The organism is Comamonas halotolerans, from assembly GCF_030162935.1.
In the GTDB taxonomy this organism is placed as follows: domain Bacteria; phylum Pseudomonadota; class Gammaproteobacteria; order Burkholderiales; family Burkholderiaceae_C; genus Comamonas; species Comamonas halotolerans.
This window is the reverse complement of sequence record NZ_JASAUZ010000012.1, coordinates 56,070-81,349: the sequence shown is the minus strand read 5'-3', so window position 1 is coordinate 81,349 and position 25,280 is coordinate 56,070. Positions and strand designations below refer to the sequence as shown.

Genomic DNA, 25,280 nt, shown 5'->3' with positions numbered 1-25,280 from the left:
AGCAATGCGGTGCAGACCTTAAAACCCCACACAGGTTTGCTCTTTTTATTCGGAGAATTTGCAATGGCAAAGGAAAAATTCGAACGTACCAAGCCCCACGTGAACGTGGGTACCATTGGTCACGTTGACCACGGTAAGACCACCCTGACAGCTGCTATCGCTACAGTGCTGTCCAAGCACTTCGGCGGCGAAGCTCGCGACTACTCGCAGATCGACAACGCGCCCGAAGAAAAGGCTCGTGGTATCACCATCAACACTTCGCACGTTGAGTACGAAACCGCTACTCGTCACTACGCTCACGTTGACTGCCCCGGTCACGCTGACTATGTGAAGAACATGATTACCGGTGCTGCTCAGATGGACGGCGCTATCTTGGTTTGCTCCGCTGCTGACGGCCCAATGCCCCAGACACGCGAGCACATCCTGCTGGCTCGTCAGGTTGGCGTTCCTTACATCATCGTGTTCCTGAACAAGTGCGACATGGTGGATGACGAAGAACTGCTGGAGCTGGTGGAAATGGAAGTCCGCGAACTGCTGGACAAGTACGATTTCCCTGGTGACGACACACCTATCATCCGCGGCTCTGCCAAGCTGGCTCTGGAAGGCGACCAATCCGACAAGGGTGAGCCAGCAATCCTGCGTCTGGCTGAAGCTCTGGACTCCTACATCCCCACACCTGAGCGTGCTGTGGACGGCGCATTCGTGATGCCTGTGGAAGACGTGTTCTCGATCTCCGGTCGTGGTACCGTGGTGACAGGCCGTATCGAGCGCGGTGTGATCAAGGTTGGCGAAGAAATCGAAATCGTCGGTATCAAGGACACACAGAAGACCACCTGCACAGGCGTGGAAATGTTCCGCAAGCTGCTGGACCAAGGTCAAGCTGGCGACAACGTGGGTCTGCTGCTGCGCGGCACCAAGCGTGAAGACGTGGAACGCGGCCAAGTGCTGTGCAAGCCCGGCTCCATCAAGCCACACACACACTTCACTTCCGAAGTGTATGTGCTGTCCAAGGACGAAGGCGGCCGCCACACTCCTTTCTTCAACAACTACCGCCCTCAGTTCTACTTCCGTACAACTGACGTGACCGGTTCCATCGAGCTGCCAGAAGGCAAGGAAATGGTGATGCCTGGCGACAACGTCTCCATCACTGTGAAGCTGATCGCTCCTATCGCTATGGAAGAAGGTCTGCGTTTCGCTATCCGCGAAGGTGGCCGTACTGTTGGCGCCGGTGTGGTTGCTAAGGTTCTGGGTTAATTCTTAGAAAAACTAGGAATTAACAATGTCCAAGCAAAAAATCCGCATCCGCCTGAAGGCTTTCGATTACAAGTTGATCGATCAGTCTGCAGCTGAAATCGTTGATACCGCCAAGCGTACTGGCGCGATCGTTAAGGGTCCAGTGCCACTGCCTACACGCATGAAGCGCTTCGACATCCTGCGTTCGCCCCACGTGAACAAGACTTCGCGTGACCAGCTGGAAATCCGCACTCACCAACGCCTGATGGACATCGTCGATCCTACCGACAAGACCGTTGACGCTTTGATGAAGCTGGACCTGCCTGCTGGCGTGGACGTCGAAATCAAACTGCAATAAGAACGTACGGGCGCTGCTTGCAGCGCCTTGTAAGGTCTTCTTTTAACGCGAACTTGCTTGAAAAAGCAGTTCGCGTTAAAATTTGGAGCTTCGCCAAAATGGCGGAGTTTTATTAACCTTCTTTCGTGCACTTTCAGGCTTCTGAATTGGGTGCAACGCTGGGCCAATTGCAGTTACAGCGGCGAGAGTTTTGGAGAAACAAATGAGTCTGAGCAACTCCCTGGGGTTGCTGGGTCGCAAGGTGGGCATGATGCGTCTGTTCACTGATGATGGGGACGCAGTGCCTGTCACAGTGGTGGATGTTTCTAACAACCGCGTGACTCAGGTTAAAACCCAAGAGAACGATGGCTATGTGGCTTTGCAAGTCACATTCGGTACACGCAAGGCATCTCGCGTGACCAAGCCTGAAGCTGGCCACCTCGCTAAGGCGGGCGTTGAAGCCGGTGAAGTTACACAAGAATTCCGCGTGACAGACGAAACCGCTGCCAAGTATGCAGCTGGCGCAGCTCTGCCCGTGGCTGATCTGTTCAGCGTGGGCCAGAAGGTAGACGTGCAAGGCACGACTATTGGTAAGGGCTTCGCAGGCACGATCAAGCGTCACAACTTCGGCGCACAACGCAACTCGCACGGTAACAGCCGTTCGCACCGCGTACCTGGCTCTATCGGTATGGCACAAGACCCCGGTCGCGTGTTCCCCGGCAAGCGTATGACAGGTCACATGGGCGTTGACACCGTGACTACCCAAAACCTGGATGTGGTTCGCATTGACGAAGCACGCCAACTGCTGTTGATCAAGGGTGCTATTCCTGGCGCCAAGGGTGGCTTTGTGTCCGTCCGTCCCGCGATCAAGGCTAAAGCTTCCAAAGGAGCGAACTAATGCAGCTCGAACTCCTGAATGAACAAGGTCAAGCTGCGTCGACATTTGACGCACCTGAAACCGTGTTCGGTCGTGCATACAACGAAGATCTGATCCACCAGATCGTGACTGCCTACCGTGCCAACGGTCGTCAAGGCACTCGCGCTCAAAAGGATCGCGAACAAGTTCGCCACACCACAGCCAAGCCTTTCAAACAAAAGGGTACAGGCCGTGCACGTGCTGGTATGTCTTCCTCGCCTCTGTGGCGTGGGGGCGGTCGCACATTCCCCAATCTGCCTGAAGAAAACTTCACGCAGAAGATCAACAAGAAGATGTACCGCGCTGGTATGGCTTCGATCCTGTCTCAGCTGGCCCGCGAAGGCCGTCTGGCAGTGGTGGATTCGCTGACTGTTGACACTCCAAAGACCAAGGTTCTGGCTGACAAGTTCAAGTCCATGAATCTGCAGTCGTCGGTGATGGTGATCGCCGAAGAGATTGACGAGAACCTGTACCTGGCTTCCCGCAACCTGAAGAACGTGTTCGTGGTGGAACCCCGCTACGCTGACCCCGTTTCTCTGGTGCATTACAAGAAAGTGCTCATCACCAAGGGTGCAATCGACAAACTCAAGGAGATGTTCGCATGAGCACTACCAAGTTTGACGAAGGTCGTCTGATGCAAGTGTTGGTTGCTCCCATCGTGTCCGAGAAGGCCACCATGGTTGCTGAGAATTCCAACGCTGTGACTTTTAAGGTACTGCAAAACGCTACCAAGTTTGAAATCAAGGCCGCTGTGGAGTTGATGTTCAAGGTTGAAGTATTGGGCGTTTCTGTGGTGAACACCAAGGGCAAGACCAAGCGCTTTGGCAAGACCATTGGCCGTCGTGACAACGTTCGCAAGGCTTATGTGCGTCTGAAGCCCGGTCAAGAGCTGAACCTGTCCGGGGAGGCTGCTTAATCATGGCTGTTATCAAACTCAAACCAACTTCGCCTGGCCGTCGCGGCGCGGTGAAGGTGACTCGTGACCACCTGCACAAGGGTGCTGGTTTCGCTCCTCTGCTGGAAGCGCAATCCGAAAAGGCCGGTCGCAACAACAACGGTCACATCACAACACGTCACAAGGGCGGTGGTCACAAGCACCACTACCGCGTGGTGGACTTCAAGCGCAACAAGGACGGTATCCCCGCCAAGGTTGAGCGCATTGAATACGACCCTAACCGTTCCGCTCACATCGCTCTGGTGTGCTATGCAGACGGCGAGCGTCGTTACATCATTGCTCCTCGCAACCTGGCTGTTGGTGCAACCATCGTGAGCGGCTCCGAAGCCCCTATCCGCGTTGGTAACACTCTGCCTATCCGCAACATCCCTGTGGGTTCGACCATCCACTGTATCGAATTGCAACCTGCTGGCGGCGCTCAAATCGCTCGTTCCGCTGGTGCATCCGCTACGCTGCTGGCCCGTGAAAGCGTTTACGCCCAGGTGCGTATGCGTTCTGGCGAAGTGCGCAAGATTCACATCGAATGCCGCGCCACCATCGGTGAAGTTGCCAACGAAGAACACAGCCTGCGCCGCTACGGCAAGGCCGGTGTGAAGCGTTGGATGGGTATTCGTCCTACCGTCCGCGGTACTGCCATGAACCCAATCGATCACCCACATGGTGGTGGTGAAGGTAAGACAGGCGAAGGCCGTCACGCAGTTGACCCATGGGGCAACCTGACGAAGGGCTACCGCACCCGTAACAACAAACGCACACAAAACATGATTGTGTCGCGTCGCAAGAAGTAAGGGGTAGCAAATGACTCGTTCTCTCAAAAAGGGTCCGTTTGTTGACCATCACTTGGTAGCCAAGGTTGAAAAGGCCGTTGCCACCAAGGACAAGAAGCCAGTCAAGACATGGTCGCGTCGCTCCATGGTTTTGCCCGAATTCATCGGTCTGACCATCGCTGTGCACAACGGCAAGCAGCACGTGCCTGTCTACATCACCGACCAAATGGTAGGTCACAAGTTGGGCGAATTCGCTCTGACTCGTACCTTCAAGGGTCACCCCGCCGACAAGAAGGCCAAGAAGTAAGGAACGACCATGTCTGAAACACGTGCAGTCCTCCGTGGCGTCCGCTTGTCGGTTGACAAGGGTCGTCTGGTCGCGGATCTGATCCGCGGCAAGAAGGTGGATCAAGCTCTGAACATCTTGACTTTCACACAGAAAAAAGCTGCTGTGATCGTGAAGAAGGTTCTGGAATCCGCTATCGCTAACGCCGAGCACAACGACGGCGCCGATATCGACGAATTGAAGGTCAAGACCATCTACGTCGAACAAGGCACTACGCTCAAGCGCTTCACAGCGCGCGCTAAGGGTCGCGGCAACCGCATCAGCAAGCCTACATGTCACATTTACGTGACAGTTGGTAACTGAGGCCTAAAGGAAGAATATGGGACAGAAAATCCATCCTACCGGCTTCCGCCTTGCTGTAAGCCGTAACTGGGCTAGCCGTTGGTACGCTAGCAACCGTGACTTCGCCGGCATGCTGGCGGAAGACATCAAGGTTCGCGAGTACCTGAAGGCTAAGTTGAAGAACGCTGCTGTTGCACGCGTGCTGATCGAGCGTCCTGCAAAGAATGCCCGCATCACAATCTTCTCGGCCCGTCCTGGTGTTGTGATCGGCAAGAAGGGTGAAGACATCGAGGCCTTGAAGAAGGAACTCGCTACTCGCCTGGGCGTGCCAGTCGCAGTGAACATCGAGGAAGTGCGCAAGCCTGAAATCGATGCCAAGCTGATCGCTGACTCCATCTGCCAGCAGCTGGAAAAGCGCATCATGTTCCGTCGCGCCATGAAGCGTGCGATGCAGAACGCCATGCGTCTGGGTGCCCAAGGCATCAAGATCATGTCGTCCGGTCGTCTGAACGGTATCGAAATCGCACGTACTGAGTGGTACCGCGAAGGCCGCGTGCCACTGCACACTCTGCGTGCAGATATCGACTACGGCTTCTCCGAAGCTCAGACCACCTACGGCATCATCGGCGTGAAGGTGTGGGTCTACAAGGGTGATACCTTGGGCCGCAACGACCTGCCCGCCGTCGAAACTCCCCGTCCTGAAGACGAGCGTCGTCCACGTGGCCCCCGCCGCGATGGCCGCCGTGACGGTGCAGGCCGTGGTGCCCGCCGCCCCACAGGCGGTAACGCAGCTCCTGTAGACGGCAGCGACAAGCCTGCTGGCGCTGGCGCTGACTCCGTTAAGCGCGTTCGCAAGACTGACGCGCCCGCTACAGCAGCGGACGGTAAAGGAGAATAAACATGCTGCAACCTGCACGCCGCAAGTTCCGTAAGGAACACAAAGGCCGCAATACCGGTATCGCTACCCGTGGCAACGCTGTTGCTTTCGGCGATTTCGGTCTGAAGTCTACCGACCGTGGTCGTCTGACAGCACGTCAGATCGAAGCCGCACGTCGTGCGATTTCGCGTCACGTCAAGCGTGGCGGCCGTATCTGGATTCGTGTGTTCCCTGACAAGCCAATTTCCACCAAGCCTGCTGAAGTGCGTATGGGTAATGGTAAGGGTAACCCCGAGTACTACGTTGCCGAAATCCAGCCCGGCAAGATCATCTACGAAATCGTGGGTGTTCCTGAAGAGCTGGCTCGTGAAGCGTTCCGCTTGGCTGCTGCAAAGCTGCCTCTGCGTACGACCTTCGTTGCCCGTCACATTGGTGAATAAGGAGAATCAACATGACTAAAGCTGCTGAACTCCGCCAAAAAGACGTGGCCGCACTGGAAACTGAAGTGAAGTCCTTGCAAAAGGCCCACTTTGGTCTGCGTATGCAAAAGGCCACGCAACAACTGGGTAACACTGCGACTTTGAAGGCGACTCGCCGCGATATCGCTCGTGCCAAGACCATCCTTGCTGAAAAGCAAGCCGCCAAGTAAGGAGCCGACATGACGGAAGCTAAAACATCCCTCAAGCGCACCTTGGTTGGCAAGGTGGTTAGCGACAAGCGCGCTAAGACAGTGACCGTATTGGTGGAGCGTCGCGTGATGCACCCCATCTACGGCAAGATCGTGGTGAAGTCCTCGAAGTACCATGCCCACGACGAGCAAGGTGAATTCAAGATGGGTGACACCATCGAAATCACCGAAAGCCGTCCGCTGTCGAAGACCAAGAACTGGGTTGCGACCCGCTTGGTGCAAAAGGCTGCCTTGGTCTAAGCGTTCAACCGCTTTGACTGCACAGTCTTAAAAAGCGACCCACAATGTGGGTCGCTTTTTTGTTTTCAGGCTTTGCTTTTAAGTGCAAACCACGGAGAAGCGAAGGCTTATTTAAACCATTGGAGGACACACATGATTAAGGTTGGAGACGCACTGCCCGCAGTGAAGTTGATGGAATACGTGGAAGTTGAAGGCAACGGCTGCAGCATTGGCCCTAACCCTGTCGAGCTGCCACAGGCCTTGGCAGGCAAGACCATCGCTTTGTTTGCGGTTCCTGGTGCATTCACCCCCACTTGCTCGGTGCAGCACTTGCCTGGCTATATTGCACAGGCAGATGCATTCAAGGCTGCAGGTGTGGATGAAATCTGGTGTGTGGCTGTCAATGACGCCTTTGTGATGGGCGCCTGGGGGCGTGAGCAAAAGGCTGCTGGCAAGGTGCGCATGATTGCCGATGGCGATGCTGCTCTGGCCAAGGCATTGGGTCTGACGCTGGATTTGAATGGCAAGGGCCTGGGCTTGCGCAGCAACCGCTACTCGATGTTGATCAAGGATGGCAAGGTCGCCACTTTGAATGTAGAAGGTCCAGGCAAGTTTGAAGTCTCGGACGCGGCAACATTGCTGGCACAAGCCAAGGCTTAAACAGCTCTAGAAGCTGCACAAAAAAAGCGCTGCTTCGGCAGCGCTTTTTTATGAGTGATACGTGTCAAAAAATGTCGACCTTGAGATAGTGCGCCCCTGGGATGGGGTTGTGATAATAAGGATCGATGCTTTGGAAGCCCAGGTCGGTGTAGAGGTTGCGCGCAGCTTCCATATCGTCCAGCGTATCGAGAAGCACACTGGAGTAGCCCACTCGGCGGGCAGCGTCCAACGTGGCCTCTGTGAGCTGCCTGCCCAGACCGAAGCCGCGGAAAGCCTTGCGCACATACAGACGCTTCATTTCTGCAGCGTTGGCGGTGTCTGCACTGTCGAGAGGCCTTAACGCACAGCAACCTGCCAAGGCACCGTCGACATAGGCCAACAGCAAAGCGCCGCGCGGCAGTGCATAGTCGCCCGGCAAATGGGCAAGCTCATGCTCGAAGTTCTGAAAGGCCAGATCCCAGTCCAGAGTCTCTGCGTATTCGCGAAACAACTGGGCTGCACAGGCCATGTCTTGGGCGGTGGTGGCGATATCAATCACCACACAGGGCTGATCCACGGTCAAAACGAGTGTGCTGGAGTAAAAAAAGACAGGTTCTCAGTGTAGCCACACAAGGACAACAGGGACATAGGGTTAAAACGATGTGGCTCGCGTCCACACCCAATACGTCATCACGGCGCACGCGGCTGCAAAGAACAGTGCAGGAACGATGGCGCGCCAGCCATCCCGGCTAGCAGGCAGGGTTTGTGGTTGTCCAGGCTTGTCGCCATGCAGCATGGCTAGCACCAGCTTTTCACGTTTGAAGATGCTGTAGCCCGCAATCGCGATCAGGTGAAGCGCCACGATGGCATACACCAGCCACTGGCCCCAGCCTTTGTGCCAGACCGTTGCCCAGGCAATGGTGTCGCCGGATACAAATCGCACCAATGACCCGGCAAAGGCTATTTCATCATCGCTGATCAGGCCTGTGCCCACTTGTGCTGCCAATATCAGTAACATGGCAATGACGGAGAGGGCTCCCAGCGGGTTGTGCCCAGCTTTGTCCGCAGCGCTTCCTTGGCCCTTCAAATAGCGCAGCAAGCGCGCAGGACCAGGGATAAAGGTGGAAAAGCGTGACCAATGCCCTCCCGCAAAACCCCAAAGAAGGCGAAACAGAAGCAGCCCCAATACCACATGACCCAGGCGCAAATGCCACTCCATGGCATTGCCTCCCATTTTGGAGGTGACAACCAAAGCAATCGTGCTTGCGGCCAGCAGCCAGTGGAAGAGGCGGGTGGGAAGGTCCCAGATACGCAGGCGGGAAGTTTCGGAAGATCTCATATTTTGAATGTACGGGCTGGGGAGTCGGAATGACTGTTGTGCATCAAGAAGATGGGCTTAAGTTTTGGGAACCTAGTTTTTATCGGGATACTCCCTACTGAGAGTGTGTTTATTTTTTGTCAGTTCTATAGCAAGAAAGGAAGTTCCCCATGCGATTGAAAACTCTGTCAGCTGCTGCTTTGGCTGTGTCCGCGGCATTGGTCAGTGTGTCAGCTTCGGCAGATACGTTGAAGTTCGGCAAGTCTGAAGACGCTATCAAATATCGTCAGAGTTCGCTGTTTGTCATTGGACAGCACTTTGGCTCCTTGGGCGCCATGGCCAACGGTCGTGCAGCATTCAACGCGGATCTGGCCAAGCAAAATGGTGCGGTGCTGGAGAGTATTGCTGCATTGCCATGGCAGGCGTTTGGTGCTGGGACAGAGGGTGGCAAGACCAAATCTGAAGCATGGTCTGAGAAAGCCAAGTTTGATGAGCATGCAGACAAGTTTGTGGCTGAAGCTGGCAAGTTGGCTGCGGCTGCCAAAACAGGTGATCTGGCGCAACTGAAGGCAGCATTTGGGCCTGCTGCCCAAACTTGCAAGGCTTGCCACGACGCATTCCGCAACCGCTGATAGCGTGGGTGTTTCCGCACGATGGAAACACTTGATGCAAACATAAAAAAGAGCGGCTAGCACTGGTGCTAGCCGCTCTTTTTTTATGCAGAAGCCGGACTATCAGGCCTCTGCTAACAACTTTTCAATCAGCTGATGCAATTCGGAAAAATTAGGCTGACCAATATAGGTTTTCACGATTTCACCGCGTTTGTTGACGATGTAAGTGGTGGGGGTGAGTTTTACATCGCCCCATGCCTTGGCTACAGCACCGGTGTTGTCCAAAGCGACGTTGAAGGGCAACTGGCGAGATTGCGCAAAATTCACGACATAGCTGGGTGGGTCGTAACTCATTGCCACAGCCAGAGTATCAAAGCCTTTTTCTTTGAACTTGTTATGAGTGGCAATGATCTCGGGCATTTCTGCCACACAGGTCACACAACTGGTTGCCCAGAAGTTCACCAGTGTGACCTTGCCTCGCATGTCCTGTGTCGTTTTGCTTGAACCGTCCAGCAGAACAAATTGTGAATGCGGCGCAGGCTGGGCACCCTCTCCCAGATAGACGTAAGCAGCCAAGCCAGCGAATGCGGCTAGCGCTACACCTGCCACGATATGTTTAATTGCCATAGTTCGCCATTTTGCCAATTTGCGCTGTTGGCTGCAGGACAAAACCTATTGCGGTACTGATATTTGGAAATCAGAGACAGGTAAAAGTTCGCTATCCAGTTCTGTTAATGGCTGCCGATAATGCGTGCATGAACAAGAACCAAACGCTGAAGCATTATGCGGTGGGTGCTGTGGCTGCGCTAGCGCTGTTGAGTGCCTGCACGGACAAGGAGCCAGAACTGTCATGGCAGCATGTGTCGTTGGAAGACGCAGGTTTGGATATGGAATTTCCTTGCGTCCCCCAGTTTGCCAGCTCACAGGTGGATTTTGGGATGGAAATTGGTAGTGTGCCCGTGACAATGATGGGGTGCGATGCTGTGGACTCAACCTTTGCCATGTCGCACTGGCTGCTTGACGATGCTGCGCAAGCCGATGATGCATTGGCGTTTTGGCAGGTGGCGGTACTTTCTCGCTTCAATGCTGTAGATGGCGATGGTGCGAAAAGCGGGGCACGCTTTGTGCCTGCGGGTGCACTGGATTTGCCGCGATCCATTCAGGCAACGGTTGAGGGCGTCGGCCGTGCAGGTTGGACCGTGACCACACATGGGGTCTGGTTCGCGCGCAAGGAGGGGGATAAGGCGCGTATTTTTCATGCGGTGGTCTATAGCCCGAAGGCTTATCACAGGACGGCCCGTACTTTTTTCAACAGCATTAGTTTGAAATAACTCAAGCGATCTACTTGGGCGACTGGGATGCAGGCTTATGCCGACAGCTTGAGAAGCAGGCTCAAGCCATAATAGGTATGCAAAAGAAAGCTTCATGACAACCATCGCCAACCACATTTTATTGATTGCTCATGCTCCCTTGGCTCAAGCTTTACGGGAATGTGCATTGCATGTCTTTGCCGATTGCGGTGATGACATCAGTGTGCTGGATGTGCCATCCAGTCAAAGCCCTGAAGCGACGCTGCGAGAGGCAGAAATACTGTTGTCGCAAAGTGGTGCACAGCGCACTTTGGTGCTGACGGATGTATTCGGTGCAACGCCCAGCAATGTGGCGCACCGTCTGGTGGAAGGCACTCCCGCTCGTTTGCTGGTAGGGGTAAATCTGCCCATGCTGCTGCGCGCACTGTGCTATCGGAATGAGCCGCTGGAGCAGCAAACCGAGCGTGCATTGGTAGGTGGGCAACAAGGCATGTTGCAAGTGGGGGGAGGTAGTGCGCCCCAAAACCAGAATTCCCGGAAAGAACATGGTCAAGACAGAGATCACCATCAGCAATAAATTGGGGTTGCATGCACGCGCTTCGGCCAAACTGACCAAGCTCGCAGGGAGCTTTCCTTGCGATGTCTATATGAGCAAGGGTGAGCGACGTATCAATGCGAAAAGCATTATGGGAGTGATGATGCTGGCTGCCGGAATGGGCTCTGTGGTTGAGCTGGAAACCGATGGCCCGCAGGAGCAGGAAGCGTTGGATGCTTTGGTTACCTTGATCAACGACAAATTTGGCGAAGGCCAGTAATTTCTGCTTTGCAGCTTGCCTGAGAGCAAGTTGCCATGAATACCTCGCATTGTGCTGCGTAGCGCACAGTTGAAAAGGACTAGGCATGACTTTTGCCATCCATGGTTTGGCGGTTTCGCGTGGAATTGCCATTGGGCGTGCCGTTGTGGTGGCATCAAGCCGAGTGGAAGTGCGCCACTACTTTATCGAGTCTTCGCAAATTGGTGCGGAGATTGATCGAGCGCGTAAAGCGCGCGACGCCGTGGTCGACGAGTTGCAGCGCTTGGTCAGTGATTTGCCTGCAGATGCTCCGGGGGAACTGGCTGCGCTGCTGGAAGTGCATCTCATGCTCTTGCAAGACGAGGTGCTGGCATCTGGCGTGCGTCATTGGATTTCAGACCGTTTGTACAACGCTGAATGGGCATTGATGACCCAGTTGGAGCAGATATCGCGGCAGTTTGATGAGATGGAGGATCCCTATCTGCGCGAGCGCAAGGCGGATCTGGAACAGGTGGCCGAGCGTATCCTGCGCTATATGCGCGGTATTGCGGCGAGTCCCATTGCGCCGCCTCCAGCAGGGCAGGTTGCGGAAGGACTGCAGCCCGCTTTGGACGGGATGGCAGAGGCGCCGCTGGTGTTGGTGGCTCAGGATCTGTCACCGGCGGACATGTTGCAGTTCAAGCGCAGCGTGTTTGCGGGGTTTGTGACGGCAGTCGGAGGCAGGACAAGTCACACCGCCATTGTCGCGCGCAGCATGGATATCCCTGCGGTTGTAGGTGCGCGTGCCGCAGGTCAGCTGATTCGCCAGGACGATTGGATCATCATTGATGGCAATGCCGGTATTGTTCTCGTGGATCCATCTCCCATCATTTTGGAGGAGTACCGCTTTCGTCAGCGTCAGGATGCGCTGGAGCGTGAGCGCTTGGCTCGTTTGCGACACACGCCATCGGTGACCTTGGATGGACAAAAAGTCGAGTTGTTGGCCAATATTGAACAGCCTGGCGATGCGGCGGCAGCAGTGCATGCGGGTGCTGTGGGCGTGGGACTGTTTCGCAGCGAGTTTTTATTCATGGGTCGCGAAGGCCAGTTGCCGGGTGAAGATGAGCAGTTTGAAGCTTACAAGGCGGCCCTTGAAGGCATGCAAGGCTTGCCCGTGACGATCCGCACCATTGACGTGGGTGCTGACAAACCACTGGATAAAAGTAGCAAAGATGCCTCGCTGAACCCCGCTCTGGGACTGAGAGCCATTCGCTGGAGTTTGGCCGAGCCCGCCATGTTTCGTACGCAATTGCGCGCTATATTGCGAGCAGCCGCATTTGGCAAAGTCCACCTGCTGTTTCCTATGGTCTCGCATCAGCACGAGGTCCACAGCATCCTGGCGCAGGTGAAGCAGGCACAAGCGGAGCTGGATGCGCGAGGTGTTGCATATGGCGTGGTGCAGCTGGGGGCAATGATTGAAATTCCTGCGGCAGCCATCATGGTGCGCAGCTTGCTCAAGAACTTTGACTTTGTCTCGATTGGCACCAACGACCTGATTCAGTACACGCTTGCTATTGACCGCGCAGATGAGGCGGTTGCACATCTCTATGACCCTTTGCATCCGGCTGTACTGGGATTGGTGGCGCAAGTCATTCAAGCGGCCAACGACATGGGGAAGCAAGTCTGTGTTTGCGGTGAAATGGCAGGAGATACCAGCATGACAAGGTTGTTGCTGGGGCTGGGCCTGCGCAGCTTCTCCATGCATCCCGCGCAAATCCTGAGCGTCAAGCAGGAGGTGCTACGCGCGGATACCCGCAAGCTGCAGCCATGGGCGCAAGCGGTGTTGGCGTCCGATGCGCCGGCGCAGGCCATGGAGGCAGCGAAGTAACCGTTCGTCAGTAATTTTCATCGAGATGAAAACTATTTGCGATTAATTCTCATTCAGTGTTATAGTTGGCAGCACTGAGTCCCGAAGAATTGCTCTGGTGGGGGAACTCCAAGGGACTGCAGTGGTTTTGGTTTCATCGTGGGGCGACAAGCAGGCCTGTAAAGCCTGTGAGTCGTTTTTTGCCAGCCAGCGGAATGCCCGGTTAGCCACGCACTTTTTTCCGATGAGATAGAAATAATCACAGATACGAGCTTTGGCAGCGGTATTAGGATTTTTAGGCGTGCTGATTTCTGCAAGCCAACAAAAAAGCAACCCGAGGGTTGCTTTTTTGTTGGCTGTCGAGCGCCTCTCAGACGCCAGCGGCATGGGCCTGTTGGTCGGCATGGTAGCTGGAGCGCACCATGGCGCCAACAGCCGCATGACTGAAGCCCATTTTGTACGCTTCTTCCTCGAACATCTTGAAGGTGTCGGGATGCACATAACGGCGCACTGGCAAGTGACTGTTGGTGGGTGCAAGATACTGACCAATGGTCAGCATCTCGATGTCGTGCGCACGCATATCGCGCATCACTTGCAAAATCTCCTCGTCGGTTTCGCCCAAACCTACCATCAAACCACTCTTGGTGGGAACATCAGGGTGCAGGGCCTTGAATTTTTTCAGCAAATTCAGGGAGAACTGGTAGTCGGAGCCGGGGCGTGCTTCTTTGTACAGACGTGGAATCGTTTCCAGGTTGTGGTTCATCACATCTGGGGGGGCTGCCTTCAAAATTTCCAGAGCGCGATCGTCACGGCCACGGAAGTCCGGAACCAGAATTTCAATTTGTGTATTTGGCGATAGTGCACGGGTTTGTCTGATGCATTCGACAAAGTGCCCAGAGCCACCATCACGCAAGTCGTCACGGTCCACGCTGGTGATGACCACATACTTCAGGCGCAGACGAGCAATGGTTTCCGCCAGCTTGCGGGGCTCATCCACATCCAGAGGATCAGGGCGGCCATGGCCCACATCGCAGAAGGGACAACGGCGGGTGCACTTGTCACCCATGATCATGAAAGTGGCCGTGCCCTTGCCAAAGCATTCACCAATATTGGGGCACGAAGCTTCTTCGCAGACGGTATGCAGTTTCTGTTCGCGAAGAATGTCTTTAATTTCGTAGAAGCGCGTGGTAGGGCTGCCAGCCTTGACGCGGATCCACTCCGGCTTTTTCAGCACTTCGGCTTGTTCTACCTTGATCGGGATGCGCGAGAGCTTGGCAGCTGCTTTTTGCTTGGCCAAGGGGTTGTAAGTTTCGGCGGACTGCGCTTCGCGCACGACTTCGTTGCTGCTCATGGTGTATGTCTCAGAGAGTAAGGCGTGTGATCAGCTGATGACCAAACACTTGTGCCGCCTCACTCCAGGTTGTCTGGATGCCGATTGTAGAAAGATCAACCGTTGCCATTCCTGCATAACCGCATGGGTTGATCCGGTGAAAGGGTTCAAGATCCATGCCGACATTCAAGGCTACGCCGTGGTAAGTGCAGTGGCGGCTTACTTTGATACCCAGTGCGGCAATCTTTCCCAGGCCTGCAAAATCAGGTTGGGGGGGCGGGCTTCCAGGCTCGCGGTGTTGCGGGCGCTGCTCCAGTATGGCGTGGCTGAAGGGATCATCCAAACGCACGTAGATACCCGGTGCGCCGGCTACCCGGTGACCAGTCACGCCGTAGTAGGCCAAGGTGCGAATCACTGCCTCTTCGAGGCGGTAAACATATTCCTTGACGAAATATCCTCTGCGTTGCAGATCCAGCAAAGGATAGGCAACGACTTGACCAGGGCCGTGGTAGGTCACCTGACCACCGCGATTGGTGGCAATCACAGGAATGTCTCCGGCAGCGAGCACATGCTCGGCCTTGCCTGCCAACCCCTGAGTGAACGTAGGATTGTGTTCACACAGCCACAGTACGTCGGCAGTAGATGCATCGCGTTTAGCGGTGAATTCCTGCATAGCTGTATTGCAGGCTGCGTAGTCCACGCGCCCTAGCCAGCGGGCGTCAAGGTGTTGGCACATGGGAGGCGCTCAAAGTACTACCTTGACCATGGGGTGACCAGTCAAAGCACGATAAAGGTTATCGAGCTGTTCGCGGCTGGTGGCTGTCACAGTGATCGTTACACCGAGGTATTTGCCGCTGCTGCTCGGGCGCAACTCCACCGTGCTGGCATCAAAGAAAGGGTCGAAATCTTTGGCAACCTTGGTGATGCTGTGTACGAAATCGTCCGAGTGAAGGCCCATAACCTTGATGGGGAACAGGCTTGGATACTCAATCAGCGAGTCCTTGCGGGGATCAGTACTAGCGGATGTGTCGGACATGTTCATGATGGAGTTGAAAGCAAAGGTTTTTGCTTGGTTTGAAGTGCATTGTGCGCTATGGTTGCGCCGCTGGGTGAAGGGCGGGTTAAAGAAGCTGACTTGCCAAGAAAGCTACGCTGTGCAAGCGGGAAAACCCAGAGTCGTGTGGGTAGTAAGACACGCAGAAATTAGGGATTGTCCGTGAAAACCCCCGAAGGATGTCGGAGGTCATCAGTTCAAAACGGGTTTCTACGTATAATCAGAGGCTTTGTAAAAATTCCGGTTTGAGTTTTGGCTCGCTGAACACATGAAACATCAAGCCCCTGAATCGGAATTTGAGGACGAAGAGCCGCAAATCAAGCCCCTGACGCCTGAAGAGGCAGCAGTGTGGCGCAAGCAGCAGCCCAAGATGTCCATGTGGCGCATTTTGGCTGTGCAGGTACTGATTGGTGCCGTGGTTGCGCTGCTGGCGTGGTGGATTGCGGGTCGTGCTGCCGGATGGTCTGCCGCTTATGGTGCGCTGGCCATTGTGGTGCCTGCTGCGTTGTTTGCCCGAGGTGTGGCGCGCAACAGTGGTAGAGCGGCGAATGCGCCGGGTGCGATTGCAAGGCTTTTCGCCTGGGAATTTGTCAAGTTGGTGCTTTGCATTGCCATGTTGGCTGCAGCGCCCTTCTTGGTGCCAAACCTGCATTGGCTGGCGTTGCTTGCAGGAATGGTCGTAACAATGAAAACGTACTGGCTGGTCCTGGTGACAGGTCGAGCCAGTGTCCGAAAAACCGATTGATATTGAGAGAAGAGTTCACCGATGGCAGCCGACGCGCACGCTCCAACCGCAAGTGAATACATTGTTCACCACTTGCAGCACCTGCAAAATATCAAGCAGAACTCCATCATCGACTTTTCGGTGGTGAACCTCGACTCCGTTGCAGTGAGTGTGATCTGCGGCGTGCTCGGCCTGTTCGTGCTGTGGCTGGCAGCCCGCAAGGCAACTTCTGGCGTTCCTGGCCGTTTCCAGGCTGCCGTGGAGATGCTCGTCGAGATGGTGGACAACCAGGCCAAGGCCAATATTCACAATGCCGAATCGCGTAAGTTCATCGCGCCTCTGGCTCTGACAGTGTTCGTCTGGATCTTCCTGATGAACGCCATGGACTTGTTGCCCGTTGATTTGCTGCCCGTGTTGTGGCAAACCGCGCAAGGTGACTCGCATGCCTATCTGCGTGTGGTGCCCACCGCTGACCTGTCGACCACGCTGGGTCTGTCGACTGGCGTGCTGCTGCTGTGCTTCTTCTATAGCCTGAAGATCAAGGGTGCAGGTGGCTGGGCGCACGAATTGGTGACAGCACCATTCGGTACCTCCAAGAATCCTATCTTCGCCCTGGTTCTGGGCGTAGTGAATCTGCTGATGCAGATCATTGAATATGTTGCCAAGACGGTTTCGCACGGTATGCGACTGTTCGGCAATATGTACGCTGGTGAGTTGGTGTTCTGCCTGATTGCCCTGATGGGTGGTGCGGCTGCCATGTCGCTCTCTGGTGTGTTGCTCCCCGTGGGGCACATCATTGCAGGCTCTATCTGGGCGATCTTCCACATTCTGATCATTACCCTGCAGGCCTTCATTTTCATGATGCTGACGCTGATTTATCTCGGCCAGGCGCATGAAGCCCACTGACCTTTCCCTTTCAACTTCAACTTTCCTTTAATCCCTAGGAGTCATCATGGAAAACATTCTCGGTCTCGTCGCTCTGGCTTGTGGTCTGATCGTTGGTTTGGGCGCTATCGGCGCTTCGATCGGTATCGCACTGATGGGCGGTAAGTTCCTGGAATCCTCGGCTCGTCAGCCTGAGCTGATCAACGAACTGCAAACCAAGATGTTCATCTTGGCTGGTCTGATCGACGCGGCTTTCCTGATCGGCGTGGCTATCGCTCTGCTGTTCGCTTTCGCCAACCCCTTCGTCCTGGCCTAAGCTCCGATCAACGCCCTAGAAAGAAAGGTGTTGCCGTGAGTATCAACGCGACCCTGTTCGTTCAGTGCATCGTTTTCCTGATCTTGGTGCTGTTCACGATGAAGTTCGTGTGGCCCCCGATCGCGAAGGCGTTGGACGAGCGAGCCCAGAAAATCGCCGATGGCCTCGCTGCTGCTGACAAGGCCAAGACCGAGCTGAGCGCTGCTAACAAGCGCGTCGAGCAGGAATTGGCCCAGACACGCAACGAGACAGCATCGCGGCTTGCGGACGCCGATCGCCGCGCCCAGGCCATCGTTGAAGAAGCCAAGGCCCGCGCGACAGAAGAAGGCAACAAGATTGTTGCTGCTGCCCGCGCCGAAGCTGAACAGCAAGCTATCGCTGCCCGTGAAGCCCTGCGTGAGCAAGTGGCTGCATTGGCTGTGAAGGGCGCTGAGCAGATCCTCCGCAAGGAAGTGAATGCTGGCGTTCATGCTGATCTGCTGAACCGCCTGAAGACAGAGCTGTAAGGAAAGCAAAATGGCAGAACTCGCCACCATTGCCCGCCCTTATGCTGAAGCCTTGTTCAAGGCCAGCCCTCAGGCTGAGCTGAACAGCACTGTCGCTTGGGTGGAGGAACTGGCGGCGATTGCCGCTGATCCGCAATTGCGTCAACTGGCCGACAGCCCCAAGGTGACAGTCGAGCAAGTGCTCGATGTCATCACCGGTGTGGCCCGTTCGGCTTTGCCCGATGCCGCTCGCAACTTCCTGCGCGTCATCATTGAAAACGGTCGTCTGGACGCCCTGCCTGAAGTGGCTGTGCAGTTCCGCGGCATCGTCAACCGCCTCAATGGCTCGTCCGACGCTACTGTCTACAGCGCTTTCCCCGTAGAGGAAGCCGCTTTGAATGACATTAGCGATGCGCTGCAAAAGCGTTTCGGTCGCAAGCTGAACCTGTCTGTCCAGATCGATGAATCTTTGATTGGCGGCGTTCGTGTGGTGGTGGGCGATGAGGTGCTGGATACCTCCGTCAAGGCTCGTCTGGAACAAATGAAAGCGGCCCTCACCGCGTAAGCGCTGAGGTCTCGGCTAACCAAAAGAAAGAAGGAAAGAGTCATGCAACTCAATCCCGCAGAAATTTCTGAACTGATTAAGAGCCGCATCGAAGGGCTGGAAGCGAACGCCGATATTCGTAACCAAGGCACTGTGGTGTCGGTAACGGACGGTATCGTGCGCGTGCACGGCCTGTCGGATGTGATGGCTGGCGAAATGTTGGAATTCCCCGCTACAGCGGATGGTCAGCCTTCTTACGGCCTGGCTTTGAACCTGGAGCGTGATTCCGTCGGTGCAGTGATCTTGGGTGAGTACACCCACATCGCTGAAGGTGACACTGTGAAGTGCACCGGCCGCATCTTGGAAGTTCCCGTGGGCCCCGAACTGGTCGGCCGTGTGGTGAACGCACTGGGCCAGCCTATCGACGGCAAGGGTCCTATCAACGCCAAGATGACCGACGTGATCGAAAAGGTTGCACCTGGTGTGATCGCACGTCAATCCGTGGACCAGCCGCTGCAAACCGGTATCAAGTCTATCGACTCCATGGTTCCCGTGGGTCGTGGTCAGCGCGAGCTGATCATTGGTGACCGCCAGACTGGTAAGACCGCTGTTGCGATCGATGCCATCATCAACCAAAAGGGCCAGGGCGTAACTTGTGTCTACGTGGCTATTGGTCAGAAGGCCTCTTCTGTCAAGAACGTAGTGCGCGCTTTGGAGCAGGCTGGCGCGATGGAATACACCATCGTCGTGGCTGCAACCGCTTCTGAATCTGCAGCAATGCAGTACGTGTCTGCCTACTCAGGCTGCACGATGGGCGAATACTTCCGCGACCGCGGTGAAGATGCCCTGATTGTTTATGACGATCTGTCCAAGCAAGCTGTGGCTTACCGTCAAGTTTCGCTGCTGCTGCGTCGCCCACCAGGACGTGAAGCCTTCCCTGGCGACGTGTTCTATCTCCACTCGCGTCTGCTGGAGCGTGCCGCTCGTGTGAACGCTGATTACGTGGAAGCTTTCACCAAGGGTGAAGTCAAGGGCAAGACCGGTTCTTTGACAGCTCTGCCTATCATCGAAACACAAGCTGGCGACGTGTCCGCTTTCGTTCCTACGAACGTGATTTCGATTACTGACGGCCAGATCTTCCTGGAAACCAACCTGTTCAACGCCGGTATCCGTCCTGCGATTAACGCTGGTATCTCGGTGTCCCGCGTGGGTGGTGCAGCGCAGACCAAGGTGGTCAAGGGCCTGTCCGGCGGTATCCGTACCGACCTGGCGCAGTACCGTGAACTGGCGGCCTTCGCGCAGTTCGCTTCCGACCTGGATGACGCAACCCGCAAGCAACTGGACCGTGGTGCACGTGTGACCGAGCTGCTCAAGCAGCCCCAGTACTCGCCTCTGAGCACTGCGCTGATGGCTGCTTCGCTGTTTGCCGTGAACAAGGGCTTCATGGACGATATCGAAGTCAAGCAAGTGCTGCCTTTCGAAGCTGGTCTGCACCAGTTCCTGAAGACCAGCCATGGTGCTTTGCTCGATCGTCTGAACGAAAAGCGTGCTTTCGACAAGGAAGGCAAGGACGAAGCTGAATTGACCGCTGCTGTTGCTGCGTTCAAGAAGTCCTTCGCTTAATCCGGACGAGGAGCCATCATGGCAGCAGGCAAGGAAATACGCGGCAAGATCAAATCGGTGGAAAACACCAAGAAGATCACTAAAGCCATGGAAATGGTAGCTGCATCCAAAATGCGCAAGGCGCAGGAACGGATGCTGGCTGCCCGTCCATACAGCGAGAAAGTCCGCAACATTGCAGCCCATCTTGGCGAAGCCAACCCCGAGTACGTGCATCCCTTCATGAAAGTGAATGCGGATGCAAAGAAGGCCGGCGTCATCACTGTGACGACCGACAAGGGGTTGTGCGGCGGTATGAACACCAACGTGTTGCGTGCCGTTACGAACAAGTTGCGCGAACTGCAAGATGCAGGCGTCTCCGCTGAGACCGTGGCCATTGGCAGCAAGGGACTGGCGTTCCTGAACCGTATTGGTGCCAAGGTGGTCTCTCAAGCCACAGCACTGGGCGATCAGCCCCACCTGGACAAGCTCATAGGGCCTGTCAAGGTGCTGTTGGACCAATACGCTGAAGGCAAGCTGAGCGCGGTGTACCTGAGCTACACCAAGTTCATCAACACCATGAAGCAAGAGTCGGTGGTGGAGCAGTTGCTTCCACTGTCGAACGAGCAAATGCAAGCCGAAAAGACGGGTGCATCGTGGGAATACATCTACGAACCTGACGCACAGAGTGTGATCGACGATCTGCTGGTGCGTTACGTAGAGTCTCTCGTGTACCAAGCCGTTGCGGAAAACATGGCGTCCGAGCAATCGGCGCGCATGGTGGCCATGAAGGCTGCTACCGACAATGCGGGCAACGTCATCAGCGAGTTGAAGCTGGTCTACAACAAGACGCGTCAAGCAGCGATTACGACCGAGTTGTCGGAAATCGTGGCCGGCGCTGCCGCTGTGTAATCGGCTTTAACAGATATACAGATTGGAGCAAAGAATGGCTCAAGTACAAGGCAAGATTGTTCAATGTATCGGCGCTGTGGTGGACGTTGAGTTCCCTCGCGACCAGATGCCCAAGGTGTACGACGCCCTGAAGCTGGAAGGCTCGGCCCTGACCCTGGAAGTGCAGCAGCAACTGGGTGACGGCATCGTTCGTACCATTGCCCTGGGTTCTTCCGACGGTTTGAAGCGTGGTCTGATGGTGACCAACACTGGTGCAGCTATCACTGTGCCCGTGGGCAAGGCCACTCTGGGCCGTATCATGGACGTGTTGGGTAACCCCATCGACGAACGTGGTCCTGTGGATCAGGCACAAACTGCCGTTATCCACCGCAAGGCTCCTGCGTACGACGAACTGTCGCCTTCGCAAGAACTGCTGGAAACCGGTATCAAGGTGATTGACTTGGTCTGCCCCTTCGCCAAGGGCGGTAAGGTGGGCCTGTTCGGTGGTGCCGGTGTGGGCAAGACCGTGAACATGATGGAGTTGATCAACAACATCGCCAAGGCACACTCGGGTCTGTCCGTGTTTGCAGGTGTTGGTGAGCGTACCCGTGAAGGTAACGACTTCTATCACGAAATGTCTGACGCTGGCGTTGTGAACCAAGAGAACCTGGGCGAGTCCAAGGTTGCCATGGTTTACGGTCAGATGAATGAGCCTCCAGGAAACCGTCTGCGTGTTGCGCTGACCGGCCTGACCATGGCTGAGTCTTTCCGTGACGAAGGCAAGGACGTGCTGTTCTTCGTAGACAACATCTATCGCTACACACTGGCCGGTACCGAAGTGTCCGCGCTGCTGGGTCGTATGCCTTCCGCGGTGGGCTACCAGCCGACACTGGCCGAAGAGATGGGCCGTCTGCAAGAGCGTATTACTTCGACCAAGGTTGGTTCGATCACTTCGATCCAGGCCGTGTACGTGCCTGCTGACGACTTGACTGACCCTTCGCCTGCGACAACGTTCGCCCACTTGGACTCGACCGTTGTGTTGTCGCGTGACATCGCATCGCTGGGTATCTACCCCGCTGTGGATCCACTGGACTCCACCAGCCGTCAGCTGGACCCTCAAGTGGTTGGCGAAGAGCACTACAACGTGGCTCGCCAAGTCCAAGGTACGCTGCAGCGCTACAAGGAATTGCGTGACATCATTGCGATTCTGGGCATGGACGAACTGGCTCCCGAAGACAAGATGACCGTGGCTCGTGCCCGTAAGATCCAGCGTTTCCTGTCGCAGCCTTTCCACGTGGCTGAAGTGTTTACCGGTGCCCCTGGTAAGTACGTGCCTCTGGCAGAAACCATTCGTGGTTTCAAGATGATCTGTGCTGGTGAGTGCGATCATTTGCCCGAACAGGCTTTCTACATGGTTGGTACCATCGACGAAGCCTTTGAAAAGGCCAAGAAGCTGGCAGCTTAATTTGCTAGATTCACCGGGGTGTGAGCCTCGGTGATTGAAGCAAACAAGCCCAGTCCCACCTTTTCCTAGGAGCAAAGATGAACACCATCCACGTTGATGTGGTCAGCGCAGAAGAATCCCTCTTCTCGGGTGAAGCACGCTTTGTTGCGTTGCCCGGTGAAGCAGGCGAGCTGGGTATCTTGCCCAAGCACACTCCGCTGATCTCTCGCATCAAGCCCGGTTCCGTGCGCATCGAATTGCCCGATGGCAGCGAAGAGTTCATCTTCGTGGCCGGTGGCATTTTGGAAGTGCAACCCAACTGCGTGACTGTGCTGTCCGATACCGCCATTCGTGGCAAGGATCTGGACGAGCAAAAGGCGCAAGAAGCCAAGGCAGCAGCTGAAGAAGCTATGAAAAATGCCAGCAGTGACGTTGATCTGGCTAAAGCCCAGTCGGAACTTGCTGTGCTGGCTGCCCAGATGGCCGCACTGCGCAAATACCGCGGCAAGCACTAATAGCGCTTCGCCGATCAAAAGCCACCTTCAAGGTGGCTTTTTTTATGCTTCGTGCTCTCGTTCTTGTGCATCGCATGCAAGGCTGGCTTGAGCAATGGCGGCACATCTTCAAACCCGTGCTGCAGGTGGCAGCTCAGACAGGAATATGGCATGGCGTATTGGGGCACTCTGGTGGAGTGGAACGATCTTCGCAGCTTTGGCTTTATTGCCATCGATGGAGAGCAAGCGCATGTGTTTGTGCATATCAGTGCTTTTCAACCTCGGCCTTCGGCGCAGGCGCGTCCACGCATTGGTCAGCGGATACAGCTTGAAGTAGGAATAGCAAAAGGCCTAAAGTGTGCACAAAAAGTTCGATGGACAGCTGAGACCGCTGCGCGGCAGTGGGGAGCCTGTCCCGAAGAGTCATTCTCTAGCAGCAAGCCATGGGGCCATGGATTCGCGCGGCACACGCTGCTGGCCGTATTTGTGCTGCTGTTGCTTACGCTTGCGTGGCTGGGGAGCATGGCATGCTGGGTGTTTTCACTGTATGCCGTCATGAGTCTGATCACCTTTTTTGCATACTGGAAAGACAAGGCGGCCGCCCGGGCAGGGCGCTGGCGCACGCCGGAGTCTACATTGCACGCTTTGGCGTTGTTGGGTGGCTGGCCTGGAGCCATGCTGGCGCAGCAGTGGCTGCGGCACAAAACAAGCAAAAGGTCATTCAGGTGGGTATTCTGGCTGACCGTGCTGGCCAATGTTGCACTGCTGCTCTACGCACATTCACCATGGGGCCGCGAATGGGTGCCGGTGGTGCGGCACTGAATCAGTTGAAAAGTCTGTTGCATCAAAGCGACCGCGCCTATGCACTCCGGGAAGACATCGGGGGCTTGTGCCTTGATGCTGAAACGAACTTAACGATCCTTGAAGAAGCGGCCTTGCACCACTGGGGCATCGGGTAGCCCTTCTGTCGTTTCACTGGCAGTATGCGCAGTGCGGGGAAAATGCAACACCATCAGATCCGAGACGTGTTGCAGAGCACTTTCCATACCTTGGGCGTAGGCGTTGTGCTGAAAGGCCTGCTGCATGTCTTTGACCACGGCATTCCACGTTGCCTGCGGTACGGCCCGGGCTGCGGCGCGGTCGGCAACGATTTCAATGGCGTGGTCGGCCAAAAGCAGATAAATCAGGACTCCGTTGTTGTGCTCGGTATCCCAGGTGCGCAGTTTGCCGAACAGTCCCACTGCCCGGTCTCGGGCCGTAGCGCCGCGCCAAATGTAGCTGTAGGGTAAGCCGCCTTCAATGCACAGCCGGATCTGGCCCGTGTGTTGCGACTCACTCTTGGAGACAGCCTGTTCGAGGCGCAATAGCACATCGGCAGGAAAAGCTTTTTGCACTTGGCTCTCTGTCCAACGGTGGCGCCACAGGCGTGTGATTTTTTCAATCAATGTTGTCATGGTCTACCAGCTCCCGGAGGCTCCGCCGCCTCCAAAACTGCCGCCTCCGCCAGAGCTGAAGCCTCCACCAAATCCGCCACCACCGAAACCTCCTCCGCGACCACCGCCAAAACCCCCGCCACCAATATAGGGGCCCCCCCCGCCACCAGAGATATTGGCGAACAGTGTCACCAGCAGGGCAATCACACCGGCGGCCAGCGCCAGCAGCAGGCTGGAGGTCAGCAAGAAAGCCAGCAAGCCAGCACCGCCTCCCACAATCGCCGAGCCCAGCTTGTTACCGAAAATGCGACGAATGATGGGGCCAACGACCATCACTCCGAAGAATAAAAAGATGGCCAAACTTTCCAGGTCTATGCCTTGGGAAGAATTGCGCGAGGGGGTGCCTGGAGCTGGCAACTGCTCGCCGGCAATACGTGCACCAACCTGATCCAGTGCCGCCAGAATTCCTCCTGCATAGTCGTTTTGCCGGAAGTGGGGCACCATGTGCTGCTCAATGATGCGGGATGCTGCCAGGTCGGGGATGGCTCCTTCCAGGGCACGCGCAACTTCAATGCGCATGCGGCGGTCATCCTTGGCCACCACAATCAGCAAGCCGTCGCCTACTTCCTTGCGCCCGATCTTCCAGGTGCTGGCCACGCGGTGGGCAAAGGGGGCGATGTCTTCCGGGGAAGTGGTGGAGACCATGAGGACCACCACTTGCGATCCTGACTTCTCTTCAATGTCGCGCAGGCGAGCCTCAATGGCTGCAGTTTGTTGTGCGTTGAGCGTGCCGGACTGGTCCATCACGCGGGCGGTCAGGGTCGGTACAGGCTGCAGCTGCTGTGCCGCGGCAAACTGCCACGGGAGCAGCATGGCAAAACACAGCGCCAGCAGCATGCGCCACAGGGAAGCAACAGCCATAAATCTTCCTACAAGGGCCAGC

General features: G+C 55.7%; 36 protein-coding genes. 28 read left to right on the top strand and 8 right to left on the bottom strand.

Features of this window, described 5'->3' with window-relative positions:
* Positions 1-63 precede the first annotated feature (63 nt).
* From tuf to QEP11_RS07625, 13 genes are all read left to right on the top strand, one after another.
* Complete coding sequence (tuf, locus tag QEP11_RS07685; protein WP_284336054.1) at positions 64-1,254, top strand: elongation factor Tu; 1,191 nt, start codon at positions 64-66, stop codon at positions 1,252-1,254.
* A gap of 25 nt (positions 1,255-1,279) precedes the next feature.
* Entirely contained in the window at positions 1,280-1,591 is a 312-nt protein-coding gene (gene rpsJ / locus QEP11_RS07680; RefSeq protein ID WP_005796953.1) for a 30S ribosomal protein S10, read from the top strand.
* A gap of 202 nt (positions 1,592-1,793) precedes the next feature.
* Positions 1,794-2,468, top strand: a complete 675-nt coding sequence (gene rplC / locus QEP11_RS07675) for a 50S ribosomal protein L3 (RefSeq protein WP_284336053.1) — start codon at positions 1,794-1,796, stop codon at positions 2,466-2,468.
* Positions 2,468-3,091: a 50S ribosomal protein L4 gene (gene rplD / locus QEP11_RS07670; protein ID WP_284336052.1), complete on the top strand. Its 624-nt coding sequence runs from the start codon at positions 2,468-2,470 to the stop codon at positions 3,089-3,091. Before rplC ends, rplD begins: the two co-directional genes overlap by 1 nt.
* Positions 3,088-3,402 carry a 50S ribosomal protein L23 gene (gene rplW / locus QEP11_RS07665; RefSeq protein WP_284336051.1) on the top strand — a complete coding sequence of 105 codons (315 nt, stop codon included), beginning with the start codon at positions 3,088-3,090 and terminating at the stop codon, positions 3,400-3,402. Before rplD ends, rplW begins: the two co-directional genes overlap by 4 nt.
* A 2-nt stretch (positions 3,403-3,404) precedes the next feature.
* Entirely contained in the window at positions 3,405-4,229 is an 825-nt protein-coding gene (gene rplB / locus QEP11_RS07660) for a 50S ribosomal protein L2 (protein ID WP_219163515.1), read from the top strand.
* A gap of 10 nt (positions 4,230-4,239) precedes the next feature.
* Positions 4,240-4,515, top strand: coding sequence for a 30S ribosomal protein S19 (rpsS, locus tag QEP11_RS07655; RefSeq protein ID WP_042418928.1), 276 nt, complete (start codon positions 4,240-4,242; stop codon positions 4,513-4,515).
* A 9-nt stretch (positions 4,516-4,524) separates the two neighbouring features.
* Complete coding sequence (gene rplV / locus QEP11_RS07650) at positions 4,525-4,857, top strand: 50S ribosomal protein L22 (RefSeq protein ID WP_042418925.1); 333 nt, start codon at positions 4,525-4,527, stop codon at positions 4,855-4,857.
* Between the two features lie 16 nt (positions 4,858-4,873).
* Positions 4,874-5,734: a 30S ribosomal protein S3 gene (gene rpsC / locus QEP11_RS07645; protein WP_284336050.1), complete on the top strand. Its 861-nt coding sequence runs from the start codon at positions 4,874-4,876 to the stop codon at positions 5,732-5,734.
* A 2-nt stretch (positions 5,735-5,736) separates the two neighbouring features.
* Complete coding sequence (gene rplP, locus QEP11_RS07640; protein ID WP_284336049.1) at positions 5,737-6,153, top strand: 50S ribosomal protein L16; 417 nt, start codon at positions 5,737-5,739, stop codon at positions 6,151-6,153.
* A gap of 11 nt (positions 6,154-6,164) precedes the next feature.
* Positions 6,165-6,362, top strand: a complete 198-nt coding sequence (gene rpmC, locus QEP11_RS07635; RefSeq protein ID WP_284336048.1) for a 50S ribosomal protein L29 — start codon at positions 6,165-6,167, stop codon at positions 6,360-6,362.
* A 9-nt stretch (positions 6,363-6,371) separates the two neighbouring features.
* Entirely contained in the window at positions 6,372-6,641 is a 270-nt protein-coding gene (gene rpsQ / locus QEP11_RS07630) for a 30S ribosomal protein S17 (RefSeq protein WP_045265664.1), read from the top strand.
* Between the two features lie 132 nt (positions 6,642-6,773).
* The gene (locus QEP11_RS07625) at positions 6,774-7,280 is read left to right on the top strand and encodes a peroxiredoxin (RefSeq protein WP_284336047.1); all 507 of its coding nucleotides are present in this window, start codon (positions 6,774-6,776) and stop codon (positions 7,278-7,280) included.
* 64 nt (positions 7,281-7,344) lie between these two features.
* Here the strand turns inward: QEP11_RS07625 and QEP11_RS07620 are convergent, their stop codons facing one another.
* Both QEP11_RS07620 and QEP11_RS07615 read right to left on the bottom strand, forming a co-directional pair.
* Complete coding sequence (locus QEP11_RS07620) at positions 7,345-7,788, bottom strand: GNAT family N-acetyltransferase (protein ID WP_284336382.1); 444 nt, start codon at positions 7,786-7,788, stop codon at positions 7,345-7,347.
* 123 nt (positions 7,789-7,911) lie between these two features.
* On the bottom strand, positions 7,912-8,598 hold the full coding sequence (locus tag QEP11_RS07615; protein WP_284336046.1) for a cytochrome b/b6 domain-containing protein: 687 nt from the start codon (positions 8,596-8,598) through the stop codon (positions 7,912-7,914).
* 155 nt (positions 8,599-8,753) lie between these two features.
* On the opposite strand from QEP11_RS07615, the gene QEP11_RS07610 reads away from it, so the two are divergent.
* Positions 8,754-9,209, top strand: a complete 456-nt coding sequence (locus QEP11_RS07610; RefSeq protein WP_413788709.1) for a c-type cytochrome — start codon at positions 8,754-8,756, stop codon at positions 9,207-9,209.
* Positions 9,210-9,311: 102 nt separating this feature from the next.
* Here QEP11_RS07610 and QEP11_RS07605 read toward each other — a convergent pair whose 3' ends face one another.
* A complete protein-coding gene (locus QEP11_RS07605) occupies positions 9,312-9,815 on the bottom strand; it encodes a TlpA disulfide reductase family protein (protein ID WP_284336044.1) in 504 nt (167 codons plus the stop codon).
* A gap of 128 nt (positions 9,816-9,943) precedes the next feature.
* Between QEP11_RS07605 and QEP11_RS07600 the strand changes: the two genes are divergently transcribed.
* The 4 genes from QEP11_RS07600 to ptsP all read left to right on the top strand — a co-directional run bounded on the left by QEP11_RS07600 (position 9,944) and on the right by ptsP (position 13,159).
* Positions 9,944-10,519, top strand: a complete 576-nt coding sequence (locus QEP11_RS07600; protein ID WP_284336043.1) for a hypothetical protein — start codon at positions 9,944-9,946, stop codon at positions 10,517-10,519.
* Between the two features lie 103 nt (positions 10,520-10,622).
* Positions 10,623-11,075: a PTS sugar transporter subunit IIA gene (locus QEP11_RS07595; RefSeq protein ID WP_284336381.1), complete on the top strand. Its 453-nt coding sequence runs from the start codon at positions 10,623-10,625 to the stop codon at positions 11,073-11,075.
* Entirely contained in the window at positions 11,044-11,313 is a 270-nt protein-coding gene (locus QEP11_RS07590) for an HPr family phosphocarrier protein (protein ID WP_284336042.1), read from the top strand. The genes QEP11_RS07595 and QEP11_RS07590 overlap by 32 nt, the downstream gene beginning before the upstream one ends.
* An 85-nt stretch (positions 11,314-11,398) precedes the next feature.
* Positions 11,399-13,159: a phosphoenolpyruvate--protein phosphotransferase gene (ptsP, locus tag QEP11_RS07585; protein ID WP_284336041.1), complete on the top strand. Its 1,761-nt coding sequence runs from the start codon at positions 11,399-11,401 to the stop codon at positions 13,157-13,159.
* Positions 13,160-13,508: 349 nt separating this feature from the next.
* On the opposite strand, the gene lipA is transcribed toward ptsP, so the two are convergent.
* From lipA to QEP11_RS07570, 3 genes are read right to left on the bottom strand one after another with little or no spacing between them, the layout of a single operon-like run.
* Positions 13,509-14,489: a lipoyl synthase gene (gene lipA, locus QEP11_RS07580; protein ID WP_284336040.1), complete on the bottom strand. Its 981-nt coding sequence runs from the start codon at positions 14,487-14,489 to the stop codon at positions 13,509-13,511.
* Between the two features lie 10 nt (positions 14,490-14,499).
* Positions 14,500-15,204, bottom strand: a complete 705-nt coding sequence (gene lipB, locus QEP11_RS07575; RefSeq protein WP_284336039.1) for a lipoyl(octanoyl) transferase LipB — start codon at positions 15,202-15,204, stop codon at positions 14,500-14,502.
* Between the two features lie 9 nt (positions 15,205-15,213).
* Positions 15,214-15,510 (bottom strand): DUF493 family protein, encoded by a 297-nt coding sequence (locus QEP11_RS07570; protein WP_413788696.1) that lies wholly within the window; start codon positions 15,508-15,510, stop codon positions 15,214-15,216.
* A 280-nt stretch (positions 15,511-15,790) separates the two neighbouring features.
* Here QEP11_RS07570 and QEP11_RS07565 point away from each other — a divergent pair, with 280 nt between their 5' ends.
* The 10 genes from QEP11_RS07565 (at position 15,791) to QEP11_RS07520 (ending at position 23,726) form a co-directional block, all read left to right on the top strand.
* Positions 15,791-16,267: an ATP synthase subunit I gene (locus QEP11_RS07565; RefSeq protein ID WP_284336037.1), complete on the top strand. Its 477-nt coding sequence runs from the start codon at positions 15,791-15,793 to the stop codon at positions 16,265-16,267.
* A gap of 21 nt (positions 16,268-16,288) precedes the next feature.
* Complete coding sequence (gene atpB / locus QEP11_RS07560; protein ID WP_284336036.1) at positions 16,289-17,152, top strand: F0F1 ATP synthase subunit A; 864 nt, start codon at positions 16,289-16,291, stop codon at positions 17,150-17,152.
* A gap of 46 nt (positions 17,153-17,198) precedes the next feature.
* Positions 17,199-17,447 carry a F0F1 ATP synthase subunit C gene (atpE, locus tag QEP11_RS07555; RefSeq protein WP_011803767.1) on the top strand — a complete coding sequence of 83 codons (249 nt, stop codon included), beginning with the start codon at positions 17,199-17,201 and terminating at the stop codon, positions 17,445-17,447.
* 35 nt (positions 17,448-17,482) lie between these two features.
* The gene (locus QEP11_RS07550; protein ID WP_284336035.1) at positions 17,483-17,953 is read left to right on the top strand and encodes a F0F1 ATP synthase subunit B; all 471 of its coding nucleotides are present in this window, start codon (positions 17,483-17,485) and stop codon (positions 17,951-17,953) included.
* A gap of 10 nt (positions 17,954-17,963) precedes the next feature.
* Positions 17,964-18,497, top strand: a complete 534-nt coding sequence (locus tag QEP11_RS07545) for a F0F1 ATP synthase subunit delta (RefSeq protein ID WP_284336034.1) — start codon at positions 17,964-17,966, stop codon at positions 18,495-18,497.
* 42 nt (positions 18,498-18,539) lie between these two features.
* The gene (atpA, locus tag QEP11_RS07540; protein WP_284336033.1) at positions 18,540-20,099 is read left to right on the top strand and encodes a F0F1 ATP synthase subunit alpha; all 1,560 of its coding nucleotides are present in this window, start codon (positions 18,540-18,542) and stop codon (positions 20,097-20,099) included.
* Between the two features lie 18 nt (positions 20,100-20,117).
* Positions 20,118-20,987: a F0F1 ATP synthase subunit gamma gene (gene atpG, locus QEP11_RS07535; RefSeq protein ID WP_284336032.1), complete on the top strand. Its 870-nt coding sequence runs from the start codon at positions 20,118-20,120 to the stop codon at positions 20,985-20,987.
* Positions 20,988-21,021: 34 nt separating this feature from the next.
* Positions 21,022-22,431 carry a F0F1 ATP synthase subunit beta gene (gene atpD / locus QEP11_RS07530; protein ID WP_284336031.1) on the top strand — a complete coding sequence of 470 codons (1,410 nt, stop codon included), beginning with the start codon at positions 21,022-21,024 and terminating at the stop codon, positions 22,429-22,431.
* A 77-nt stretch (positions 22,432-22,508) separates the two neighbouring features.
* Positions 22,509-22,925 (top strand): F0F1 ATP synthase subunit epsilon, encoded by a 417-nt coding sequence (locus tag QEP11_RS07525; RefSeq protein ID WP_284336030.1) that lies wholly within the window; start codon positions 22,509-22,511, stop codon positions 22,923-22,925.
* 150 nt (positions 22,926-23,075) lie between these two features.
* Entirely contained in the window at positions 23,076-23,726 is a 651-nt protein-coding gene (locus tag QEP11_RS07520; protein WP_284336029.1) for a cold shock and DUF1294 domain-containing protein, read from the top strand.
* Between the two features lie 89 nt (positions 23,727-23,815).
* Here QEP11_RS07520 and QEP11_RS07515 read toward each other — a convergent pair whose 3' ends face one another.
* Positions 23,816-24,358, bottom strand: a complete 543-nt coding sequence (locus tag QEP11_RS07515; protein ID WP_284336028.1) for a TPM domain-containing protein — start codon at positions 24,356-24,358, stop codon at positions 23,816-23,818.
* 3 nt (positions 24,359-24,361) lie between these two features.
* A complete protein-coding gene (locus QEP11_RS07510; RefSeq protein WP_284336027.1) occupies positions 24,362-25,258 on the bottom strand; it encodes a TPM domain-containing protein in 897 nt (298 codons plus the stop codon).
* Between the last annotated feature and the right edge of the window lie 22 nt (positions 25,259-25,280).

Excerpts from the sequence above, each read along its gene's own strand:
- tuf (WP_284336054.1), top strand. The coding sequence starts at position 64 with ATGGCAAAGGAAAAATTCGAACGTACCAAGCCCCACGTGAACGTGGGT.
- rpsJ (WP_005796953.1), top strand. The coding sequence starts at position 1,280 with ATGTCCAAGCAAAAAATCCGCATCCGCCTGAAGGCTTTCGATTACAAG.
- rplC (WP_284336053.1), top strand. The coding sequence starts at position 1,794 with ATGAGTCTGAGCAACTCCCTGGGGTTGCTGGGTCGCAAGGTGGGCATG.
- rplD (WP_284336052.1), top strand. The coding sequence starts at position 2,468 with ATGCAGCTCGAACTCCTGAATGAACAAGGTCAAGCTGCGTCGACATTT.
- rplW (WP_284336051.1), top strand. The coding sequence starts at position 3,088 with ATGAGCACTACCAAGTTTGACGAAGGTCGTCTGATGCAAGTGTTGGTT.
- rplB (WP_219163515.1), top strand. The coding sequence starts at position 3,405 with ATGGCTGTTATCAAACTCAAACCAACTTCGCCTGGCCGTCGCGGCGCG.
- rpsS (WP_042418928.1), top strand. The coding sequence starts at position 4,240 with ATGACTCGTTCTCTCAAAAAGGGTCCGTTTGTTGACCATCACTTGGTA.
- rplV (WP_042418925.1), top strand. The coding sequence starts at position 4,525 with ATGTCTGAAACACGTGCAGTCCTCCGTGGCGTCCGCTTGTCGGTTGAC.
- rpsC (WP_284336050.1), top strand. The coding sequence starts at position 4,874 with ATGGGACAGAAAATCCATCCTACCGGCTTCCGCCTTGCTGTAAGCCGT.
- rplP (WP_284336049.1), top strand. The coding sequence starts at position 5,737 with ATGCTGCAACCTGCACGCCGCAAGTTCCGTAAGGAACACAAAGGCCGC.
- rpmC (WP_284336048.1), top strand. The coding sequence starts at position 6,165 with ATGACTAAAGCTGCTGAACTCCGCCAAAAAGACGTGGCCGCACTGGAA.
- rpsQ (WP_045265664.1), top strand. The coding sequence starts at position 6,372 with ATGACGGAAGCTAAAACATCCCTCAAGCGCACCTTGGTTGGCAAGGTG.
- QEP11_RS07625 (WP_284336047.1), top strand. The coding sequence starts at position 6,774 with ATGATTAAGGTTGGAGACGCACTGCCCGCAGTGAAGTTGATGGAATAC.
- QEP11_RS07620 (WP_284336382.1), bottom strand. The coding sequence starts at position 7,788 with ATGGCCTGTGCAGCCCAGTTGTTTCGCGAATACGCAGAGACTCTGGAC.
- QEP11_RS07615 (WP_284336046.1), bottom strand. The coding sequence starts at position 8,598 with ATGAGATCTTCCGAAACTTCCCGCCTGCGTATCTGGGACCTTCCCACC.
- QEP11_RS07605 (WP_284336044.1), bottom strand. The coding sequence starts at position 9,815 with ATGGCAATTAAACATATCGTGGCAGGTGTAGCGCTAGCCGCATTCGCT.
- QEP11_RS07600 (WP_284336043.1), top strand. The coding sequence starts at position 9,944 with ATGAACAAGAACCAAACGCTGAAGCATTATGCGGTGGGTGCTGTGGCT.
- QEP11_RS07590 (WP_284336042.1), top strand. The coding sequence starts at position 11,044 with ATGGTCAAGACAGAGATCACCATCAGCAATAAATTGGGGTTGCATGCA.
- ptsP (WP_284336041.1), top strand. The coding sequence starts at position 11,399 with ATGACTTTTGCCATCCATGGTTTGGCGGTTTCGCGTGGAATTGCCATT.
- lipA (WP_284336040.1), bottom strand. The coding sequence starts at position 14,489 with ATGAGCAGCAACGAAGTCGTGCGCGAAGCGCAGTCCGCCGAAACTTAC.
- lipB (WP_284336039.1), bottom strand. The coding sequence starts at position 15,204 with ATGTGCCAACACCTTGACGCCCGCTGGCTAGGGCGCGTGGACTACGCA.
- QEP11_RS07570 (WP_413788696.1), bottom strand. The coding sequence starts at position 15,510 with ATGAACATGTCCGACACATCCGCTAGTACTGATCCCCGCAAGGACTCG.
- QEP11_RS07565 (WP_284336037.1), top strand. The coding sequence starts at position 15,791 with ATGAAACATCAAGCCCCTGAATCGGAATTTGAGGACGAAGAGCCGCAA.
- atpB (WP_284336036.1), top strand. The coding sequence starts at position 16,289 with ATGGCAGCCGACGCGCACGCTCCAACCGCAAGTGAATACATTGTTCAC.
- atpE (WP_011803767.1), top strand. The coding sequence starts at position 17,199 with ATGGAAAACATTCTCGGTCTCGTCGCTCTGGCTTGTGGTCTGATCGTT.
- QEP11_RS07545 (WP_284336034.1), top strand. The coding sequence starts at position 17,964 with ATGGCAGAACTCGCCACCATTGCCCGCCCTTATGCTGAAGCCTTGTTC.
- atpA (WP_284336033.1), top strand. The coding sequence starts at position 18,540 with ATGCAACTCAATCCCGCAGAAATTTCTGAACTGATTAAGAGCCGCATC.
- atpG (WP_284336032.1), top strand. The coding sequence starts at position 20,118 with ATGGCAGCAGGCAAGGAAATACGCGGCAAGATCAAATCGGTGGAAAAC.
- atpD (WP_284336031.1), top strand. The coding sequence starts at position 21,022 with ATGGCTCAAGTACAAGGCAAGATTGTTCAATGTATCGGCGCTGTGGTG.
- QEP11_RS07525 (WP_284336030.1), top strand. The coding sequence starts at position 22,509 with ATGAACACCATCCACGTTGATGTGGTCAGCGCAGAAGAATCCCTCTTC.
- QEP11_RS07520 (WP_284336029.1), top strand. The coding sequence starts at position 23,076 with ATGGCGTATTGGGGCACTCTGGTGGAGTGGAACGATCTTCGCAGCTTT.
- QEP11_RS07515 (WP_284336028.1), bottom strand. The coding sequence starts at position 24,358 with ATGACAACATTGATTGAAAAAATCACACGCCTGTGGCGCCACCGTTGG.
- QEP11_RS07510 (WP_284336027.1), bottom strand. The coding sequence starts at position 25,258 with ATGGCTGTTGCTTCCCTGTGGCGCATGCTGCTGGCGCTGTGTTTTGCC.